16 protein-coding genes are annotated in these 17,395 nt (G+C 37.1%); 9 read left to right on the top strand and 7 right to left on the bottom strand.

The window, feature by feature from the left end; all coding sequences use genetic code 11:
- The first annotated feature begins 37 nt into the window (after nucleotides 1–37).
- The 5 genes from SACI_RS05715 (at nucleotide 38) to SACI_RS05695 (ending at nucleotide 6,406) form a co-directional block, all read left to right on the top strand.
- Nucleotides 38–1,291, top strand: coding sequence for a sugar phosphate nucleotidyltransferase (locus SACI_RS05715; protein ID WP_011278048.1), 1,254 nt, complete (start codon nucleotides 38–40; stop codon nucleotides 1,289–1,291).
- Nucleotides 1,288–3,141 (top strand): glycoside hydrolase family 15 protein, encoded by a 1,854-nt coding sequence (locus SACI_RS05710; RefSeq protein WP_011278047.1) that lies wholly within the window; start codon nucleotides 1,288–1,290, stop codon nucleotides 3,139–3,141. The genes SACI_RS05715 and SACI_RS05710 overlap by 4 nt, the downstream gene beginning before the upstream one ends.
- A gap of 172 nt (nucleotides 3,142–3,313) precedes the next feature.
- Entirely contained in the window at nucleotides 3,314–5,146 is a 1,833-nt protein-coding gene (locus tag SACI_RS05705) for an amylo-alpha-1,6-glucosidase (RefSeq protein ID WP_011278046.1), read from the top strand.
- A gap of 23 nt (nucleotides 5,147–5,169) precedes the next feature.
- Nucleotides 5,170–5,988 (top strand): CBS domain-containing protein, encoded by an 819-nt coding sequence (locus SACI_RS05700; RefSeq protein ID WP_011278045.1) that lies wholly within the window; start codon nucleotides 5,170–5,172, stop codon nucleotides 5,986–5,988.
- 40 nt (nucleotides 5,989–6,028) lie between these two features.
- On the top strand, nucleotides 6,029–6,406 hold the full coding sequence (locus tag SACI_RS05695) for a RidA family protein (RefSeq protein ID WP_011278044.1): 378 nt from the start codon (nucleotides 6,029–6,031) through the stop codon (nucleotides 6,404–6,406).
- Nucleotide 6,407: 1 nt separating this feature from the next.
- Here SACI_RS05695 and SACI_RS12060 read toward each other — a convergent pair whose 3' ends face one another.
- Nucleotides 6,408–6,584: a hypothetical protein gene (locus tag SACI_RS12060; protein WP_011278043.1), complete on the bottom strand. Its 177-nt coding sequence runs from the start codon at nucleotides 6,582–6,584 to the stop codon at nucleotides 6,408–6,410.
- 183 nt (nucleotides 6,585–6,767) lie between these two features.
- Here SACI_RS12060 and SACI_RS05690 point away from each other — a divergent pair, with 183 nt between their 5' ends.
- Nucleotides 6,768–8,759, top strand: a complete 1,992-nt coding sequence (locus SACI_RS05690) for a serine/threonine-protein kinase (protein ID WP_011278042.1) — start codon at nucleotides 6,768–6,770, stop codon at nucleotides 8,757–8,759.
- Here the strand turns inward: SACI_RS05690 and SACI_RS05685 are convergent.
- Genes SACI_RS05685 through purE form a run of 3 tightly spaced genes read right to left on the bottom strand, consistent with a single transcriptional unit; the run spans nucleotide 8,756 to nucleotide 10,636 of the window.
- Complete coding sequence (locus tag SACI_RS05685) at nucleotides 8,756–9,100, bottom strand: winged helix-turn-helix domain-containing protein (protein ID WP_011278041.1); 345 nt, start codon at nucleotides 9,098–9,100, stop codon at nucleotides 8,756–8,758. The genes SACI_RS05690 and SACI_RS05685 overlap by 4 nt on opposite strands.
- Nucleotides 9,097–10,191, bottom strand: a complete 1,095-nt coding sequence (locus SACI_RS05680) for a 5-(carboxyamino)imidazole ribonucleotide synthase (RefSeq protein ID WP_011278040.1) — start codon at nucleotides 10,189–10,191, stop codon at nucleotides 9,097–9,099. Before SACI_RS05680 ends, SACI_RS05685 begins: the two co-directional genes overlap by 4 nt.
- Nucleotides 10,163–10,636: a 5-(carboxyamino)imidazole ribonucleotide mutase gene (gene purE, locus SACI_RS05675; RefSeq protein ID WP_011278039.1), complete on the bottom strand. Its 474-nt coding sequence runs from the start codon at nucleotides 10,634–10,636 to the stop codon at nucleotides 10,163–10,165. Before purE ends, SACI_RS05680 begins: the two co-directional genes overlap by 29 nt.
- A gap of 91 nt (nucleotides 10,637–10,727) precedes the next feature.
- On the opposite strand from purE, the gene SACI_RS05670 reads away from it, so the two are divergent.
- The gene (locus SACI_RS05670; protein ID WP_011278038.1) at nucleotides 10,728–11,588 is read left to right on the top strand and encodes an FAD-binding protein; all 861 of its coding nucleotides are present in this window, start codon (nucleotides 10,728–10,730) and stop codon (nucleotides 11,586–11,588) included.
- On the opposite strand, the gene SACI_RS05665 is transcribed toward SACI_RS05670, so the two are convergent.
- Entirely contained in the window at nucleotides 11,585–12,946 is a 1,362-nt protein-coding gene (locus SACI_RS05665) for an FAD-binding oxidoreductase (protein WP_011278037.1), read from the bottom strand. The genes SACI_RS05670 and SACI_RS05665 overlap by 4 nt on opposite strands.
- Before the next feature lie 101 nt (nucleotides 12,947–13,047).
- Between SACI_RS05665 and SACI_RS05660 the strand changes: the two genes are divergently transcribed.
- Nucleotides 13,048–13,983: a nucleoside hydrolase gene (locus SACI_RS05660; RefSeq protein ID WP_011278036.1), complete on the top strand. Its 936-nt coding sequence runs from the start codon at nucleotides 13,048–13,050 to the stop codon at nucleotides 13,981–13,983.
- Here the strand turns inward: SACI_RS05660 and SACI_RS05655 are convergent.
- A complete protein-coding gene (locus SACI_RS05655; protein ID WP_011278035.1) occupies nucleotides 13,980–14,264 on the bottom strand; it encodes a MarR family transcriptional regulator in 285 nt (94 codons plus the stop codon). The two genes, SACI_RS05660 and SACI_RS05655, sit on opposite strands and share 4 nt — an antisense overlap.
- Before the next feature lie 8 nt (nucleotides 14,265–14,272).
- Complete coding sequence (locus SACI_RS05650) at nucleotides 14,273–15,304, bottom strand: hypothetical protein (RefSeq protein WP_011278034.1); 1,032 nt, start codon at nucleotides 15,302–15,304, stop codon at nucleotides 14,273–14,275.
- A 107-nt stretch (nucleotides 15,305–15,411) separates the two neighbouring features.
- Here SACI_RS05650 and acs point away from each other — a divergent pair, with 107 nt between their 5' ends.
- Entirely contained in the window at nucleotides 15,412–17,376 is a 1,965-nt protein-coding gene (gene acs / locus SACI_RS05645; RefSeq protein WP_011278033.1) for an acetate--CoA ligase, read from the top strand.
- Nucleotides 17,377–17,395: the final 19 nt, after the last annotated feature.

Genomic DNA, 17,395 nt, shown 5'->3' with positions numbered 1-17,395 from the left:
AGAATATTTATAGTCTCATAAGTAAAAACTATTACTGATGACTAGAATAGAAGATATAAAAGTGATTATACCAATTGGCGGTGAGGCCACTAGGCTAAGACCATTAACTATTGAAACATCGAAAGCTACAGTGAGGCTTCTGAATAGACCACTGATTGAGTATACCTTGATTGAGTTAGCCAGACAGGGTATTAAAGAAATAATATTTGGAGTGAGAGGATACGTAAACTATAGATCTTTATTTGACATCTATCAAGAAGGCATAGGTTTCTCAGCAAGGTATCACATAAAGCCTAGAGTACACTTCAAATACCAACCAAGAGTAGATAGTATAGGGAATGCTGACTCTGTAAGGATAAACATGGAATACTATAATATCAATGATCCTGTGCTTGTTGTACAGGGCGATAATCTCTTCAAATTGGACGTTAAGAAATTATTAGAATATCATGAAGAAAAGAGAGCAATGATGACAATAGTGATCAAACCTATGGAAAATGTTGAGGAGTTTGGTGTTGCGGAATTGGAAAGTGACAACAAGATAAGGAGATTCGTTGAGAAGCCAAGGAGAGAGGAGGCTCCATCAAATCTGGTTAACACAGGAATATATGTATTGAGCCCAGAAATCAGGAAAATATTTGAGAGCGAGGAGGTCAAAGAGATGTACGAAATGGGTAAAATGGACTTTGGCAAGGATATCATACCCTATTTAATAAGGAAAGGTTATCCTGTATACGCGTATAAGATGGACGGTTTATGGTTTGACGTTGGAACACCTGGTAGATACCTGGATGCAGTTTATACTTTACTTAGGGAATTGGATGATAGGGATGTCCATGGGGTAAAAATTGTAAGCAATAGGAGAATATTTGTACAAGGTACTAGTTACGACTCGAGAAAAAGGAGAGCCAAAATTAAAAGGATGTATAGAAACGGGGAATTGAAACTTGAGGGAAATATCTTAATTGGTAGGCACTGTCAGATAGGTAAGGATACTTATATAGAGGAATCGTCAATAGATAATTTCACAATAATCGGTAGAAGGGTTAAGGTAGTAAAGAGTGCTGTTATGGACAGAGTATATATCGGGGACAACGCAATTGTTGAAAGATCAATAGTGGGTAGACATGTAGAGATTAGATCTTCTCCCAAAAAACCAACTGTGGTAGTAAATAGTGTAATAGCTGATGGTACAGTGGTGGATGAAGGAACAGAAATAGTGAACTCAAAGATTTATCCACATAAGGTTATTAATGCGGATAGTAAGCTATATGATACGATACTCACATGAGATACGTCAGTATTGGTAACGAAAGAACATTGATTAATTTGGATCAGTTAGGGAGAATAATAGATATTTACTACCCACACGCTGGGATGGAAAACCACACTAATGGGAAACCAGTTAGACAATATATTTTCACGCAGGGAAAATTAATACCTGATGAGGAGTGGCGAGTATCACTGAATTACTTCCACAATACTAACATTGCAGAAATAGATGCATCTATAAATTCAGATATAAGATTATTAGCATATGATTTTTCAGATATTTATGCACCACTGTACTATAGGATATTAAAGGTTTATAACACATCTAACTCACCACTAAAAATTAAGTTAATATTCAATTTCGATCTAGATCTTTACTCAACTCCCTTTGGTGATACAGCGTTCATAGAACCTGAGACGAATTCGATTGTTCATTACAAGTCTAGACGATATATCGGCATTAAACTATTTAGTATTCTGAAAGATATGCAAGAATACTCAGTAGGCAAGGAGGAGATCGCGGACGAGATAAGACGTGGTTATCTTAGTAATCGACCAATAGAGAATGGGGATGTACAGTCGGCTCTCGCATTGGAGCTTGAAATCAACCCTTCCAATAGCGAGAAGGCATACTTAGCCTTAGCCTTTGGTAGAAGTCTATCAGAGATAAAAACCTTATTAAGAAGGGCAAATTCCACTGAGATAGAATCCTCATTTGTTACCAACCATTCATTTTGGTCCAACTGGTTGTTCAAGTCAGAAAGAAAATTTAGCTTACAAAAGATGAACGATCTATATAAAATTAGCCTGCTCACTATAAGAGACCACATGAATGAAAATGGATCTATAATCGCGTCCTCAGACTATTCCTTCATGGGAATTTATGGTGATGCTTACACCTACTGTTGGCCAAGGGACTCGGCTATTTCAGCCTACGCTTTAGATATTGCAGGTTATGGAGAACTTGCTTTAAAACACTATAAATTCATATCTAAGCTTATCAGTGAAGAGGGTTATCTTTACCACAAATATAATCCTGATTCAACACTGGCTAGCTCTTGGCATCCTTGGATTTACAAAGGAAAAAGGATACTTCCAATTCAGGAAGATGAGACTGCACTAGAGGTGTGGGCTATAGCAAATCATTACAGGATTTATAAAGACATTGATGAGCTAGTAGAAATATACAGAAGTTTCATCAAGCCAGCCATAAAGTTTCTGATGAAATTCATAGAAGACGGTCTACCTAAACCCAGTTTTGACCTCTGGGAGGAGCGTTACGGCATTCATATATATACAGTGTCAACTGTGTATGGTGCGTTAACTGAGGCGTCTAAACTAGTTTATGACATGGGAGATGAGGTAATGGCGAGTGACATGGTTTCTGTAGCAGAGTATATGAAAAGTATGATGTTGAGGAAGATGACCTATAATGGGAGATTTATTAGACGATTGGATGAGAACGGAAATATTGATACTACAATTGATGCCAGTATGTATTCTCCATTTTTCTTCGGAGTAATTGATCCTAAAGACCCAATAATGGTATCTACTATCAATGCAATCGAGTCTGCGTTAAAGGTCAATGGTGGTATTATAAGATATGAAGGCGATACATATAGGAGAAGTAAGAGTAGACCGAATCCATGGTTAATAACTACTCTTTGGGTAGCAGAGTATTATTTAAGAGTGGGTAATGTTCAGAAAGCCAATGAATACATAAGTTGGGTTTTAGATAGAGCTGTTCCTACTGGTCTACTTCCTGAACAAGTTGATCCTGATAATCTTCAAAGCACGTCAGTTTTACCATTGGTATGGTCTCATTCTGAATTGGTCATTGCATCTCACCAGATGAAAGAAGCAATTTGATAAGACTAACTAAGAGTCCATGTAATGGTCTTAAGCCTCATCCCGTAAAAAATCATTATAATCTCAACAGTTTAACATTTCACTGGATAAGTATGTTTTTATACAATGTGTATAGAATCACAGAAATCTAAGTAAATAGTTTTAATTACTACTCATTCTAATCTCGATATGAATGCATACACCCGAAGAATGCGAGAGAAAAGAGTGGTTGCTGACTTTTGGCACTGGTGGATATTCTTCCTCAACGATCTGTGGTATTAACTCAAGAACTTACCATGGTTATCTCGTAGTCCCTCTCAATCCTCCGCATAAGAGATACTTAATTCTCTCAAAATTTGAGGACTTTCTAGTTTTAAATAAGGAGGACTTCCCGCTCTCGACAAATCATTATTCCAACGCCTATTATCCTGATGGTTATAAATATCTTAAGCACTTCCACTGGGGGAGGAATTACGTAAAGTGGATTTACGATGTTAACGGAATTATTGTTGAAAAGCTACTGATTGCAAACCAAGGTACTAATGGTGTGACAATAAAATATAAGGCTACAGAGGGTTCAATAAAGGTCTATCCGCTGATGACATTTAGGAGTCATCACCTAGTCTCTCAGCCTGATAACCTTATATTCACGCAAAAAGTGAAGGATAACTTAGTCAGCCTTTACAGATACGATGGGTCGTTAGCTCTAAATTTCGTCGTGGAAAATAAGTTTAAACTTACTAACACTGGTTACTCATACTATGACTTCTTTTACGTAATAGACTATGAATTAGGGAATAATAGCAAGGAGAACCTATACAATCCATTTTTCTTAACAAGTGAAAAGAATGAACTGACAATCCATGCATACCATAATTCTTTTGATAAGTCTGAGATCAAAGAGACTCCTTCAGACATTATTAAATTGCTCGGGGAGTCATCATTAAACTTTCTTGTGAAAGGTCATCAGGGCTATTCCATAGTGGCAGGATACCATTGGTTCGATGAATGGGGTAGAGATACATTCATATCTCTTGAGGGAATACTACTATTACAGGGACTGTATGATCAAGCAAAGGAAATAATTAACAGATACTTACAATACAATAATAGGGGTCTCTTACCTAATCATATTACCCCATCCGGGGAACCGATTTACCTCGGGGTTGACGTAAGCTTATGGGCGATCAATTCGATATATAAACTCTACACTTATTCCCGTGATACTCAGTTTATAGGAAAGATTTACCCAATACTTCAGGATATCGTTGAGTCCTATATGAAGGGGAACGGAATTGTATATACAATGGGGGAAATTCTATTTCACAGGGGTGCGCCAAGAACGTGGATGGATGCCAGCTATAATGGTAGAATTGTAACCCCCAGAGAGGGAGCAGCTGTTGAGGTCAATGCCTTGTGGTACAATGCATTGATGATACTTGATTATTTCTCTAAGATCTTGGGGGACTCAAGCTCACTGTATAGAGAAGTTGCAGAAAAGGTCAAAAGGTCCTTCATGGAGAGGTTTGTCACAAATTGGGGTCTTTATGATTACCTAACTCCCTCATTTACACCAGATAACACAATAAGACCTAACCAGATTTTCGCCATATCACTTCCTTTTAACATATTGCCTGTTGAAAAGGGGAAGAGTGTAATACTAACAATAGAAAAGGAGCTTTTAAGATCATACGGGCTAAGTACACTATCATCTAAAGACCCTAAATATAAACCAGTTTATAGAGGGGAAAGAGCAAAAAGGGATGAAGCTTATCATAATGGTCTAGTGTGGCCATGGTTAATAGGAGCTTATGTCGATGCTAAGCTGAGGTACGAGACTGACATAGTGAGATCTAAGCTTCTATTGGATACTTTCAAACCTTTGTTGGAATATGCGAAGCTACACAATGGTTTTATCCCTGAATTATTTGAGGATGTTCCACCTTATTCCAACGGTGGAGCTATTGCTCAAGCTTGGAGTGTAGCCGAGGTATACAGAGCCATGAATAAACTCATATCTTTATAAAAGGTGAATCATAATTTATTATAATGCAAATAAAAACAATAATGTTACAAGATCCTCCAGTGTTAGGCTTACATGATAAACTATATGATGCATTTAAACGAATTAATACAAGGGGGATAGGAAGAGTAATAATTGTCGATAAGAGTCTTGAGGGTATAGTTTCCACTCGTGATTTAATTTCATGTATTGTCGACGCATGTGAGAAAACTTGTAACCAGGCTCAATTATATGAATTATTGAATAAGGAAATCAGTAAAGTGATGTCACCAAAGCCTGCTTATGTTTATGAGGACGATGATGTGGTAGACGCATTAACCATAATGGTTGCCAGAAATCTAGGCTCCTTACCTGTGATTGATGTGGAGAAAAAGGTGAAAGGGATAGTGACGGAAAGGGAGATGATGCTAATTTTTCAGGATCTAGATCATGTTTATCCGGTTAGTAAGTTTATGACAAAAAGGGTCACAACTATTTATGAGGATATGCCTGTTGTAGAGGGAGCAAAATTAATGGTTAAGAGAGGGTTTAGGAGACTACCAGTAGTTGATACTGAAGGTAAACTCGTAGGTGTAATTACCGCTGCAGACATACTTAAGAACTTCTTGAAACATCTCTCAAAAAACAGCTTAGATACATTTTATTACGAGAAAATAAAGGATATTAAAACTCCTAATGTACATACCATAGATCCTAATAAGTCTATAAATGAAGCAGCAGCAAAAATGTTGTTAGAGAGAATAGGTTCATTAATAGTTGTTGATAATGATAATGTACCTACTGCTATTGTAACTGAAAGAGACCTGATTATAGCCCTTCACTACCAGCTACATCTTGCTCGTTGAAAGTGAAAACTATATTATTCCTCTCTATCGAGTATAAATTATGGATGTAATATATACAGAAAAGGCTCCAAAACCCATAGGTCCATATTCTCAAGCTATTAAGGTAGGAAATTTCCTATTCGTTTCAGGTCAAATACCAATAGACCCAAAGACAGGTGAACTTGTAAAGGGCGGAATAAAAGAACAGACTAAAGCTGTGATGGAGAATCTAAAGGCGATAATTGAATCAGCTGGATTCACTCTACAAGACGTGGTAATGTCTAACGTTTACCTAAAAGATCTGAATATGTTCAATGACTTTAATGAAGTATACTCAACATATTTTCCAAACAGACCTCCAGCCCGAGTCACAGTGCAAGTAGCCAAATTACCCAGAGACTCATTAATAGAAATAAGTGTGATTTGCTCGAAAGGTTAAGTTAATAAAAAATCTTTTTTAAAAGGCTTTCTATATGGGGGCAATTTAGATCTCTATGTGTTCCATGTTCAACGCAAGTCGCTGATACAGGCTTACCCTCGAAAAGTAATACTTCAGCCATATCGTCCTGCACTATTTTGTAGAACGCCCCTTCAAAAACAACTCTGTACTGTTGCATTTTATATCACCTATTTGCCGACTTTTTTCATATACATACGCATCACTTCCATATAAGCTTTATCCCTATTAATACAAGTCAAGCCAACTCTGTTAAATCCATAATTCCAGAGACCAAGTGATTTGGTATGTATTATTTACAGTTTTATTAAATACAGTTTTAGGATAATACCCAACAATTAGGATGGATTTAGCATTCGTTAAGGACGGAGTTTATTACCTTTACATGAATGGTTCGTTGATAAGAACTAGCGAATTCAAGGTGAAGGATAATGTTATTGGCTATGTATTGAAAGAGTATAGGGAAGGAAAACCTAAACTTTCCTCAATACCAGTCCATGAGTCATCTAAAGTTAAGGAAATAGTTGAGGCTAAATTAGTTGACGAGATAAAGAACCTAAACGCATATGTCTTTGATGCCAAAGATTTTCTCATAATCCATTTCGGCTCAATAGATGAGGTAAAGAAGGATAACACTTATGTTTTCGTAAACGGAAAGCCTGTTTTGAAAACTAACTTACCCCAGTTATTCGATTTAATGAAAGGTAATTACGAGTTGGTGAAATACTTACTCAAGGAGTTTCCTAAGTATGGAGAGGTAGTGAGGAGGTCAATAATATCCCTTGTAGGCATGAATAAATGTGATGAGGCAATCACATTATACAATTCACTCGAGAAAAAATATCCTGAGGAATCATTGGCTGTGGCTGAATGCTATGAGAAAAGAGAAGAATATCTAGAAGCACTTAAAATATACTCATTCTTCTCTGAGCAAAAATACAGAGAACTAGAGAAAAGATTAAGGGATAAAGTGAATTTGTTAATTGATGAGTTTGAGAGGACATATAATGTCAAGTCACTATTCGAGGCTCTGTCCATACTACCTACTTATGACGCACCTGCGATAAAGTTAGGCTGGCATTTCATAAGGAAGAAAAATCATAAGGAAGCTGTTAAATACTTTGAGGAGGCTGTAAGGAGAAGAAGAGACTTCACAAACATTTTATCTCTGGCTAACGCTTACATACAGAACCAACAGTTCAAGGAGGCTCTAGATACAATACAAGAGGCTGAAAAGATTAGGAGAAACTCTTCTACGGCTTACCTTAAGGGAATTGCTCTGGAGTACCTGAATGCCCCCATGGAGGCGCAGAAGGAATTCTTCTTCGCTTGTAGGGAGGGCTTGGTTGATGCGTGTGGCAAGATCAAGGTTTATGAGTTATACACACCTCAAAATGAGTTTGACCCTAATTCATGGATCGGTTATGTACTCTACGGGTATAAGGTGGAAAAAGTAATAGGAAGTGGAGGAATGGGTTATGTCTTGTTGGTGGAGAAGGGCATGAGAAAGTTTGCCATGAAGATAGTGAAGAAAGAGTTCAGATATGACGAGATGTTATATGAAATTGCAAAATTACAGGAGATATCTAAGGGTTCCAAGTACATAGTGAGGATATTTGCAAGTTTTGTAGACGAGAATTTCACCGATTATTATTCCTCTCCCCCAGCGATTGTAATGGAATATATGGAGGGAGGAGATCTTAGACAAATTATAACCAATAACGAATATTCGACATTGAGACATTCCTCTAGATGGCCAGAGATAGTGTCCATAATGTTTTCTAAAATAGCTGATGCAATTATCCACGTTAACAAAAACGGATATGTGCATTGTGACATAAAGCCCTCCAATATATTGCTTAATGGAAAATTACCGAAGTACGGAGAACAGGCTGTGCAGGCACTTCTAGAGGAGAAAATTACTCCAAAGATTTCCGACCTAGGTTCCTCAGTAAAAGTGGGAACTCCTGTGATACATTATACTCCGTATTATGCTCACCCCCTGCAAAGATTCGGTGGAAGGGCTGAGTACAATTTCGATGTTTATTCGCTTACCATATCCCTTTACGTTGCGTTGACGAATAATTTCCCATTCCCAGAATGGTTAGAAAGAGAGATTGAGGAGGCTGTTATAGATCCATCAAAGAGAGAAAATGTAATAAAAGATTTCTATAATATGGATCCAAGATTGGATTATGTCCCTTCAGAGTTTCATGATCTAATACTCAGAGGTCTCAGAGGTGAGATTACAATCGAGGGAATAAGCAGAGAACTTAAGCAGATAACTAGGACAGAGTATGGGTACAATATACCTCTTAACTACTCAGAGATCTAATCTGACTTCTCTAAAATCTCGTTAAGTCTCTTTTCGTACTTGTCAAGTACATTTTGGACTTCCTTTTGAGCTTCTTCATACAAATTTACTATATCCACGAGTTTCTCTGACAGTATTGTTCCGCCAGCTCCTTTACCGCCTTTCTTCATGTCAATCCCACCTAAAATTTCATTAACTTTCTTTAAGTACTCCCATGCGAACTTGTAAGATACATTCATTGATTTCGCAGATTTAGAAATAGATCCAGTAAGTGTAATTTCCTTCAAAAGATTTATACCACCCTTTCCTAATACTGGTCTTCCATCATCTGTCTCTAACCATAGTTTGAATCTGATTTTCATAAATCTAAACCTTGTTTATATATTAGTTTCATAATAATATCAATTTTTTGTTTTACTTCCTCTAAATCTTTTCCTATTACATTTACGTGACCCATCTTTCTCCTCTTTTTAACATCTGGCTTTCCGTACCAGTAGACTTTACCATATCTTAGTACCTCTGGAGGGACATCATCTGTCCCCAGTATATTGACCATTCCTCCAAAAGTAAGTAATTCAGTACTACCTAGTTCTATCCCTGTTATTGCTCTAATGTGTTGTTCGAACTGAGAAATGTAAGCTGAGTCCAGTGTGTAATGACCGGTATTATGAACCCTGGGAGCAAACTCATTTATTAAAATTTCACCGTCTCTAACAAAGAATTCTATTCCCATGGTACCTACATAGTTCAAAGAATCTGCAAGTCTTTTAGCAATCTCCTCGAACCTATTATCGTGTAACGGTCCATAATTATAGACCAAGATTCCTTTTTCATTATAGTTAAAGGTGGGGGGATATGCCTTGAAATTACCGTTTTTATCTCTCATAGCAATTATTGAGGCTTCATAGTTGAAGTTTACAAACTCTTCAACTACAAATTTAACTTTCTTACTCTTTAAATTCTCATATTTATTAACATCACCTTTGATGAAATATTGCCCTTTACCGTCGTATCCACCTAGGCTTTCCTTAAGTACTCCTATACCGTTAAACTCCTCTTTAAGTATTTTCAATGCTTCTTCCCCGTCTTCCGCAACAAGAAACCTAGGTGTAGGTAAATTATGTTCTTTATAGTATAATTTCTCCTTATATCTTTCTCTTTTCAACTCAACGCTATTAATTCCAGGAAATAGTTTCTCCTTCTCCTGTGCATATTCTAAAGCTTTATCTAGTACATGTTCAAATTCGAAAGTAACCACATCAACTTCATCTATCATTTCTTTGTACTTTTCTGGCGGAAAGCATTTATCTGCTATTCTACACCCTGGTGTGTTTGGATCATCTAAAACATAGAAAGTGAATGGATATTTTCTTCCCTCTAATATCATCATCCACCCTAATTGCCCTCCACCTAGAATTCCAATTTTAAGGTAGTTTCGTGTTAAGGACTTCACTTTTCATATCCTCCATAAACTTCTTAATTCTCTCGGCAATCTCTGAGTACTTAATTCCTAATATTCTTAGTGCTAGCAATGCTGCGTTTTTACTATTTCCTATAGCAACTGTAGCTACTGGAACCCCATAAGGCATCTGAACTATAGATAACAGTGAGTCAAGTCCATTTAGGTTCTTAGAAGGCACAGGAACACCTATAACAGGTAGGTGAGTTAAGGAAGCAGTCATTCCTGGTAAATGGGCTGCTCCTCCAGCTCCAGCAATTATTACTTCAATCCCTTTTTGGGACGCAGTTTTCGCAAACTCCATCATAAACTCTGGGGTTCTATGAGCCGAAACAACCCTTACCTCAACTTCCACTCCAAACTCTTTCAAAATATCCACTGCATCCTTCATATATTCCCAATCGTTCTTACTTCCCATAATTACCGCTACTTTGGGCATAAGATAAATGAGACAAGTAAAAATAAAAACATTAAGACTTTCTGATGTAGAGATAGGGTATTTAAACTTTTTATAAACATATAATTTTCAAATGGATATTCATAGTGAAGAAGAATTATTCAGAATTATACGGTCAGCATACCTTGACAATAAGAAGATCCAGGTCTTAGGTTATGGTAGACATGGTAGGATATCTAAAGTTGATGAATATGTCTACACTAAAAACATGAATTGGTATGAGATCAAGGATGGTAAAGTCCAAGCATTAGCTGGTGCTGATGTAACAAAGATTAGGAAGGAAGCTAGTGAAAATGGGCTACTACTCCCAACACTTTACGACGGTACAATAGGAGGGCTATTGGCTATTAATCCTATATCCCCACTCACTACATCTTATGGGAGACCATCAGATTTCACACTATGGACTAGGTTTCTGACACCTTATGGTGGGATGAAATGGAAGGTCTTTGTCGGTTCCATGGGTCTTTTGGGGGCTATTTCGCGTGCTGAATTAAAATTATTTGAAAAGCCCAGAAGAATACTGACGTATGACAAAAACGATGCAACTGAAGAGGAAATTATGAAAGTTTCCTCATTAAGACCATTAGTATTACTTGTAGAATATGACGGGAGATTTAATGTCCATGCATCTTTTTCCGAAGAAGTGTTATTACAGGGATTCAGTGTAGACGAGGGTGTACCTATGGTTGAGGTTGACAGGGAAAGAGATGAAATAATTGTTGAAGGAGATGACACTTTTGAAAGTTTTAAGAAGATAATTGAACTCTCAAATCCTAGCTATGCCTATTGGATATATAATTCTAAAGCCTTTGTAATATTTGATGCTGACGTGGAGAAGTTAAGCCAGTTTAAGTATTATTCAAGGGATAGACCAAAAGAAATCTACCTAAAGTTAAAGAAATTATTAGACGTTAAAAATATCTTTAATTAATCCACTAACTTACCGGGGTTCATAATCCCCTTACTATCTAGTGATAACTTAAACATCTTATATAGCCTCACTTCATCCTCCTTTTCTCTTAGAATCCATGGTTTTTTCAGAAACCCTACACCATGATGATGAGATGTAGACCCTCCCCACTTTATGACCACCTCAGCTGCAGTCTCCCAGACTTTCAAGAGTACTTCAGGATCCTGTCTCAAAATAACCATAACGTATAAGCACGTGCCATTTATATATAGATGAGTAAATCTTGAAAGTACACTTTTGACTCCATTAATTAAGTACAGATTCTCCCTTAACTCCTTGTAAATTTTTGGAATTATACTCCAACTTCCAGCTAAGTCAAGAGTATCGGTCCAATATCCAGACTGGACTAGACTCAAAAAATTCGCCTCATAGTTTCTTGCAAAGACGTCCCTCCATTTCCTTACAGTTTCTTTATCTCCCTCTTTACCACCATACTTTAACGCTATACTTTTTATGAGTCTCTCCTCTACATCGACAAGCTCTTGGTCATAGCCCCTCACTCTAACCAAGGAGATGAAATACGGAAGACCTAACATATAATTAGCGCTCTCACTGTCGTGAATCACAACTCTGTATGGTGGTGGTAATCTTATCGTATATTCTTTTGCAAATTTTATGGCGTCGTCAATTGAATTGAAGTAAAATGCCAAATCCTTATGATAATTTGCTAAGGGTTTAATTTTCAGCTTTGCTTTGGTGATAACTCCCAATGTACCTTCAGAACCTATAAAGAGACTCAACATTCCTGGTCCCATTGAGTTCCTGACTGATTTATCTGGACCTATTCTGACAATTTCTCCGTTAGGTAAAACTACCTCAATCCACAACAATAACTCTTCTATATTGCTACTACTGTGGGAGCCAGACCCTTTATGGGCTATAGCTCCTCCTATAGTTGCTAGGAAAAAGGATTGTGGGTGATAATCTAATGTATAACCCTTGGAATTTAACTTGTCTTCTAAGTCCTTAATTTTGATTCCGGCTTCAACTGTTACCGTTAGATCGTCCTCATTAAGTTCTAATACCTTATTTAATTCAGATAGATCTAAAATTGTGCAAGAGTTATGATAAGCACCTCCTACAACACTAGATCCTCCAGCATATGGAACAACACATGCATTGTAATTGTTAGCTAGTTTAATTACTTCAGTGATCTCCTCCACAGATTTTGGTTTAATTACCGCACTCGGCTTTCCAACTTTTTGTCCTAAGAATTCCCTTAGGGCTAATAAAGGCGTCCAATCCCTTTTAAAACCCTCAGACTCGTTTAGAACTAATATACCCTTATCACTGACTTCCTTTAGGAATTCGTTTAACATACTAAAACAATCTGTGTTTTCATTAAAAATAAAAATTTCTAACTGAGAATGTGAAGTAAATTAGAGACAACAAATATAAGATCATTGCTTAAATTACTATTATGGTAAGGCACTTCATTATTGACTGTGACACCGCAGAGGACGATATAATGAGTTTGTTCATGCTTTTGAGACACAAAGTGAGTGTGGAAGGGGTAACAATTGTTGAGGGGAACATTTCTTACCAACAAGAGGTTAATAATGCGTTATGGGCTCTAGAGTATATAGGAGAGGAAAATGTTAAGGTCTATCCTGGCAGTGATAAGCCTTTGGTCAAGGACTTTAGGAGTGTAGAAGAGGTTCATGGTAAAGGAGGAATAGGGGATAAAATTGCAAAGCCACAAAAACTCAAGCCTGAGAACAAAAAGGCATTAGACGCCATAGTTGATATTGCCGACAGATATCCTGGAGAACTGGAAATTCTGGCTATATCCCCACTCACAAATTTAGCGTTAGCATATTTGAAAGATAAGACATTAACTGAGAAGATAAGGAAAGTCTGGGTGATGGGTGGAACAGCTTGGGGTAGAGGAAATATAACTCCAGTTGCTGAATACAATATTTGGGTTGATCCCGATGCTGCTAAGATAGTATTTAATGCAGGATTTGATATAACAATGGTGCCTTGGGACGTTATAGTGAACTATCCCGTAGACAACAGGGAATGGGAAGAGATTAAGAACATGAATACTAAGATGTCTAAGTTCTATGTAGATATTTACACTCACTATAGAGAGTATTCAATGAAAAATGAAAAAATTGGGGGTACACCTCACCCTGATCTAATCACTACAGTAGTGGCTTTAAACCATGAGAATGTTGTTAAAAGATCGGACAAACACTTTGTAGATGTAGAGAATTGTGATTGTCTAACCAGAGGTATGGTGGTCATAGACTATCTTTCTATATGGAAGAAAAATCCTAACACAGAGGTAATCTATGAAATACATAAGGAGGAATTTTTGAAGCTTTTGTATGATTTACTTAAGTGGTTCTAACAGTCGAATTTAGTGCATAGACTGTATTCCATTTCTTTAACCAAATCTCTCAATACAATATAATTCTTATATAGTTCTTTTACACCCTCCTCGGTGATGCCAATTATCATATCTCCATTTCCTATAAGAGCTTTAGTGAATATTAATCCCTTCTTCTCCAACTCTTTGAGCGATCTTGATAACCTTATATTCCTTACTCCTAGATAATTTCCAATTTCCCTTATACTTAGTTCCTCCTGGTCTGACAACAATGTAAGTATAGCTAATTCTAAGATATCCACAATTACTATTATTTATCTACGAATATTTTAAAGTTCCGCGTTTTCCAGGCTATAAAAGCGAGAACTAAGGAGGAAATGGCTGATATAAGTAGAGCAAATTTTACAGATAACGCAAGCAAGGATGCGACGTATCCTATAAGCCAAAAGATCTGTTGCAGAGAGATCATTCTTGAATAAGCACTGATACTACTTCCGTTAACTTCTTCTATAGCTAATGGGATGAGGACTTCCCATAGACCGAATGCCAGGGAAAATAAGGGGTTAAAAAACACCAGGTAAACAAGTGAAAACAACATAAGGTAAATCGGAAGTAGCTTATTCCTACCCGCAGAAAGGAACACTACAACCATACCTATTACTTCGCTCATTGTAGCTAACACTCCCACTGCTACATAAGACAAATTGTACAGGTCCTTAGTGATAAGGAACACGAAAGGAGATGCTAATGATATAGGGATGATAACGAGACCGGGTAAGGGGTTAAGTTTTCTAGTATTTTCATAAAAAACTATGCTCTCCTTGTCATATTCTAGACCTAAAACAGGTAGCCCTGAAAGAGTCATAAATAGACCTGCAGTTAAAAAAACATACCTAATTCCCAGTAACTGTGCAATAGCTCCTCCTATCACAGGAGTAAAGATTGCCGGTAAAATCGATATAGCCCACACTTTTGAAATAACACCTTTTCCTAGATTATTCATGTAATAATAATAGTTAGGTAAGGCAATTAATAGAGAAGATGAGGACATTGTAAACCCTAGAATTAGTACTGGTAAAGATGGGGCTATGGCAACAACCATAAGACCAACTCCAGATAAAGCCATGAATAATATAATAGCTCTTTTCAATCCTAGAAGTTTCGATATCTTAGCACTCAATAGGGCTGAAGGAATCCCTATCAGTGTGTATATTATGTAAATTAGTGGTATTAGTCTATCTTTAATAAATGTGGAAGCATATATAGAAGTATATGGATAATATAAGTAGTAAGCAATTCCCCATATGAACCAGCTTGTAGATAGTAGTGTTACTCTATTCATAGAGTTTACTAAATTTACATCCTAATTTACTTTACTTGATTCCTGTTAAAATATAACGATAGAGTAAAGATTTTTTAATATAGTTTAAATTATTTATACTGAGTAGTATGGCAGAAAAACCAATTGACGAGCTTCAGCAATTAGAGGAGAAGGCTGATTATAACTTACGGATATATAAAAACATCTATAAACAAAGCATAGAAGAGCCGAGTAAGTTCTGGGATAGGATAGCGGAGAGTTTGATTGATTGGTTTGAACCTTGGAAAAAAACCTTTGTTCAAGAGGAGGGCTTGCTTACAAAATGGTTTGTTGAGGGAAAGCTAAATGCCTCATATAATGCTATAGATAGACATGCTTTTTCTAACAGGAAATTTAAAGCTGCTATAATTTGGGAAAGTGGAAAACACGAGAGGAGAGTTTTAACTTATCAAGACTTGTACTATGAAGTAAATAGATGGGCTAATGCTCTGAGGGAAATAGGAGTACGAAAAGGTGATCGAGTAACAATATATATGCCACTAACTCCAGAAGGAGTAATTTCTATGCTTGCAGTGACCAGATTAGGTGCAATTCATAATGTCGTATTTGCAGGTTTTGGAGTTCAAGCCCTAGCAGATAGGATATCTGATGCAGGTTCCAAGGTTGTTATTACTGCAGATGCCTATTATAGGAGAGGAAAGTTAGTAGAATTAAAGAAAGCTGTAGATGAGTCAATTAGGTTACTTGGTAAAAACAGTCCGGTAGAGAAAGTTATCATCTACAAGAGGACTGGTTCTGAAATTCCTTTTGATGACAAAAGAGATGTGTACTTTGAAGAAATAGCTAAATATAAACCTATCGACCCTGAACCTGTAGAATCAACACATCCTCTTTATATACTTTACACCTCTGGAACTACTGGAAAACCCAAGGGTATAGTTCATAGTACCGCAGGATACTTAGTTGGAACTTCGATTATGTTACTTTGGTCTTATGGCATGAGTGAAGAGAATGATATACTGTTTAACACTTCTGATATAGGCTGGGTAGTTGGACACTCCTATATAACATATGCACCTCTAGTGATGGGTAGATCTATTGTTATATATGAGGATGCACCAGACTATCCTTATGCGGATAAATGGGCTGAAATCATAGAGAGAAATAGGGTCACTGTTTTCGGTACTTCGGCAACTGCACTTAGGTCCTTCATGAAATATGGAGACGAGGTTGTTAAAAAACATGACCTTTCCTCTCTAAGAGTAATAGTTACTGCGGGCGAACCATTAAATTATGCACCTTGGAAATGGGGTCTTGAGGTAGTAGGTAATGGTAGAGTCTACATGTCCCATCAATGGTGGCAAACTGAGACAGGATCTCCGAATTTGGGTTATATGCCTGGTCTAATTTACTTGCCAATGAAATCAGGTCCTACATGCGGATTTCCGTTACCAGGTAATAAAATAGAAATACTTGACGAAAGCGGGAACACTACGAAGCCTAGGAATAGGGGTTATTTAGTAATGCTACCGCCATATCCCCCATCAATGATGATAGGAATGTGGAATGATCCCGGAAATGAGAGATTAAAGAAGTCATATTTCAGTAAATTCCCTGGGATATATTACAGTGGAGACTATGCGATGATTGATGAGGAGGGATATATTTGGGTAATGGGAAGAGCAGACGAAACCATTAAAGTCGCTGCACACAGAATAGGAGCAGGAGAAGTTGAATCAATAACTACCTCACACCCTGCTGTCGCTGAAGCTGCTGCTATAGGGCTACCTGACCCAGTAAAGGGCGAGAATATACATATTTTCGTTGTATTAAAAACGGGACACGTTCCGTCACAGGAATTAGCGACAGAAATACAAGCATATATGAGAGGACATATGGGTGCCATAGTTACCCCTGAAATACATTTCGTGGAGAAGTTACCTAAGACAAGGTCAGGCAAAGTTATGCGGAGAGTAATAAAAGCGGTAATGTTAGGTCAGTCCACAGGAGATATCTCTACTATAGAAGATGAGACATCCATGGAGGAAATAAAGAGAGCAATCGAGGAGTTTAAACAATCCTTAAAAACGTGAAAATAGGATAAGGATCCTA

The organism is Sulfolobus acidocaldarius DSM 639 (genome assembly GCF_000012285.1).
GTDB classification, from domain to species: Archaea; Thermoproteota; Thermoprotei_A; order Sulfolobales; family Sulfolobaceae; genus Sulfolobus; species Sulfolobus acidocaldarius.
Note: the sequence above shows the minus strand (reverse complement) of the source record. Positions and strands in the feature narration are given on the sequence as shown.

Bases quoted from the DNA above. Each gene is read 5' to 3' on its own strand.
- SACI_RS05685 (WP_011278041.1), bottom strand. From the start codon at position 9,100: ATGAAAATCAGATTCAAACTATGGTTAGAGACAGATGATGGAAGACCA.
- SACI_RS05695 (WP_011278044.1), top strand. From the start codon at position 6,029: ATGGATGTAATATATACAGAAAAGGCTCCAAAACCCATAGGTCCATAT.
- SACI_RS05705 (WP_011278046.1), top strand. From the start codon at position 3,314: ATGCATACACCCGAAGAATGCGAGAGAAAAGAGTGGTTGCTGACTTTT.
- SACI_RS05700 (WP_011278045.1), top strand. From the start codon at position 5,170: ATGCAAATAAAAACAATAATGTTACAAGATCCTCCAGTGTTAGGCTTA.
- SACI_RS05715 (WP_011278048.1), top strand. From the start codon at position 38: ATGACTAGAATAGAAGATATAAAAGTGATTATACCAATTGGCGGTGAG.
- SACI_RS05710 (WP_011278047.1), top strand. From the start codon at position 1,288: ATGAGATACGTCAGTATTGGTAACGAAAGAACATTGATTAATTTGGAT.
- purE (WP_011278039.1), bottom strand. From the start codon at position 10,636: ATGCCCAAAGTAGCGGTAATTATGGGAAGTAAGAACGATTGGGAATAT.
- SACI_RS05650 (WP_011278034.1), bottom strand. From the start codon at position 15,304: ATGAATAGAGTAACACTACTATCTACAAGCTGGTTCATATGGGGAATT.
- SACI_RS05660 (WP_011278036.1), top strand. From the start codon at position 13,048: ATGGTAAGGCACTTCATTATTGACTGTGACACCGCAGAGGACGATATA.
- acs (WP_011278033.1), top strand. From the start codon at position 15,412: ATGGCAGAAAAACCAATTGACGAGCTTCAGCAATTAGAGGAGAAGGCT.
- SACI_RS05690 (WP_011278042.1), top strand. From the start codon at position 6,768: ATGGATTTAGCATTCGTTAAGGACGGAGTTTATTACCTTTACATGAAT.
- SACI_RS05665 (WP_011278037.1), bottom strand. From the start codon at position 12,946: ATGTTAAACGAATTCCTAAAGGAAGTCAGTGATAAGGGTATATTAGTT.
- SACI_RS05670 (WP_011278038.1), top strand. From the start codon at position 10,728: ATGGATATTCATAGTGAAGAAGAATTATTCAGAATTATACGGTCAGCA.
- SACI_RS12060 (WP_011278043.1), bottom strand. From the start codon at position 6,584: ATGCAACAGTACAGAGTTGTTTTTGAAGGGGCGTTCTACAAAATAGTG.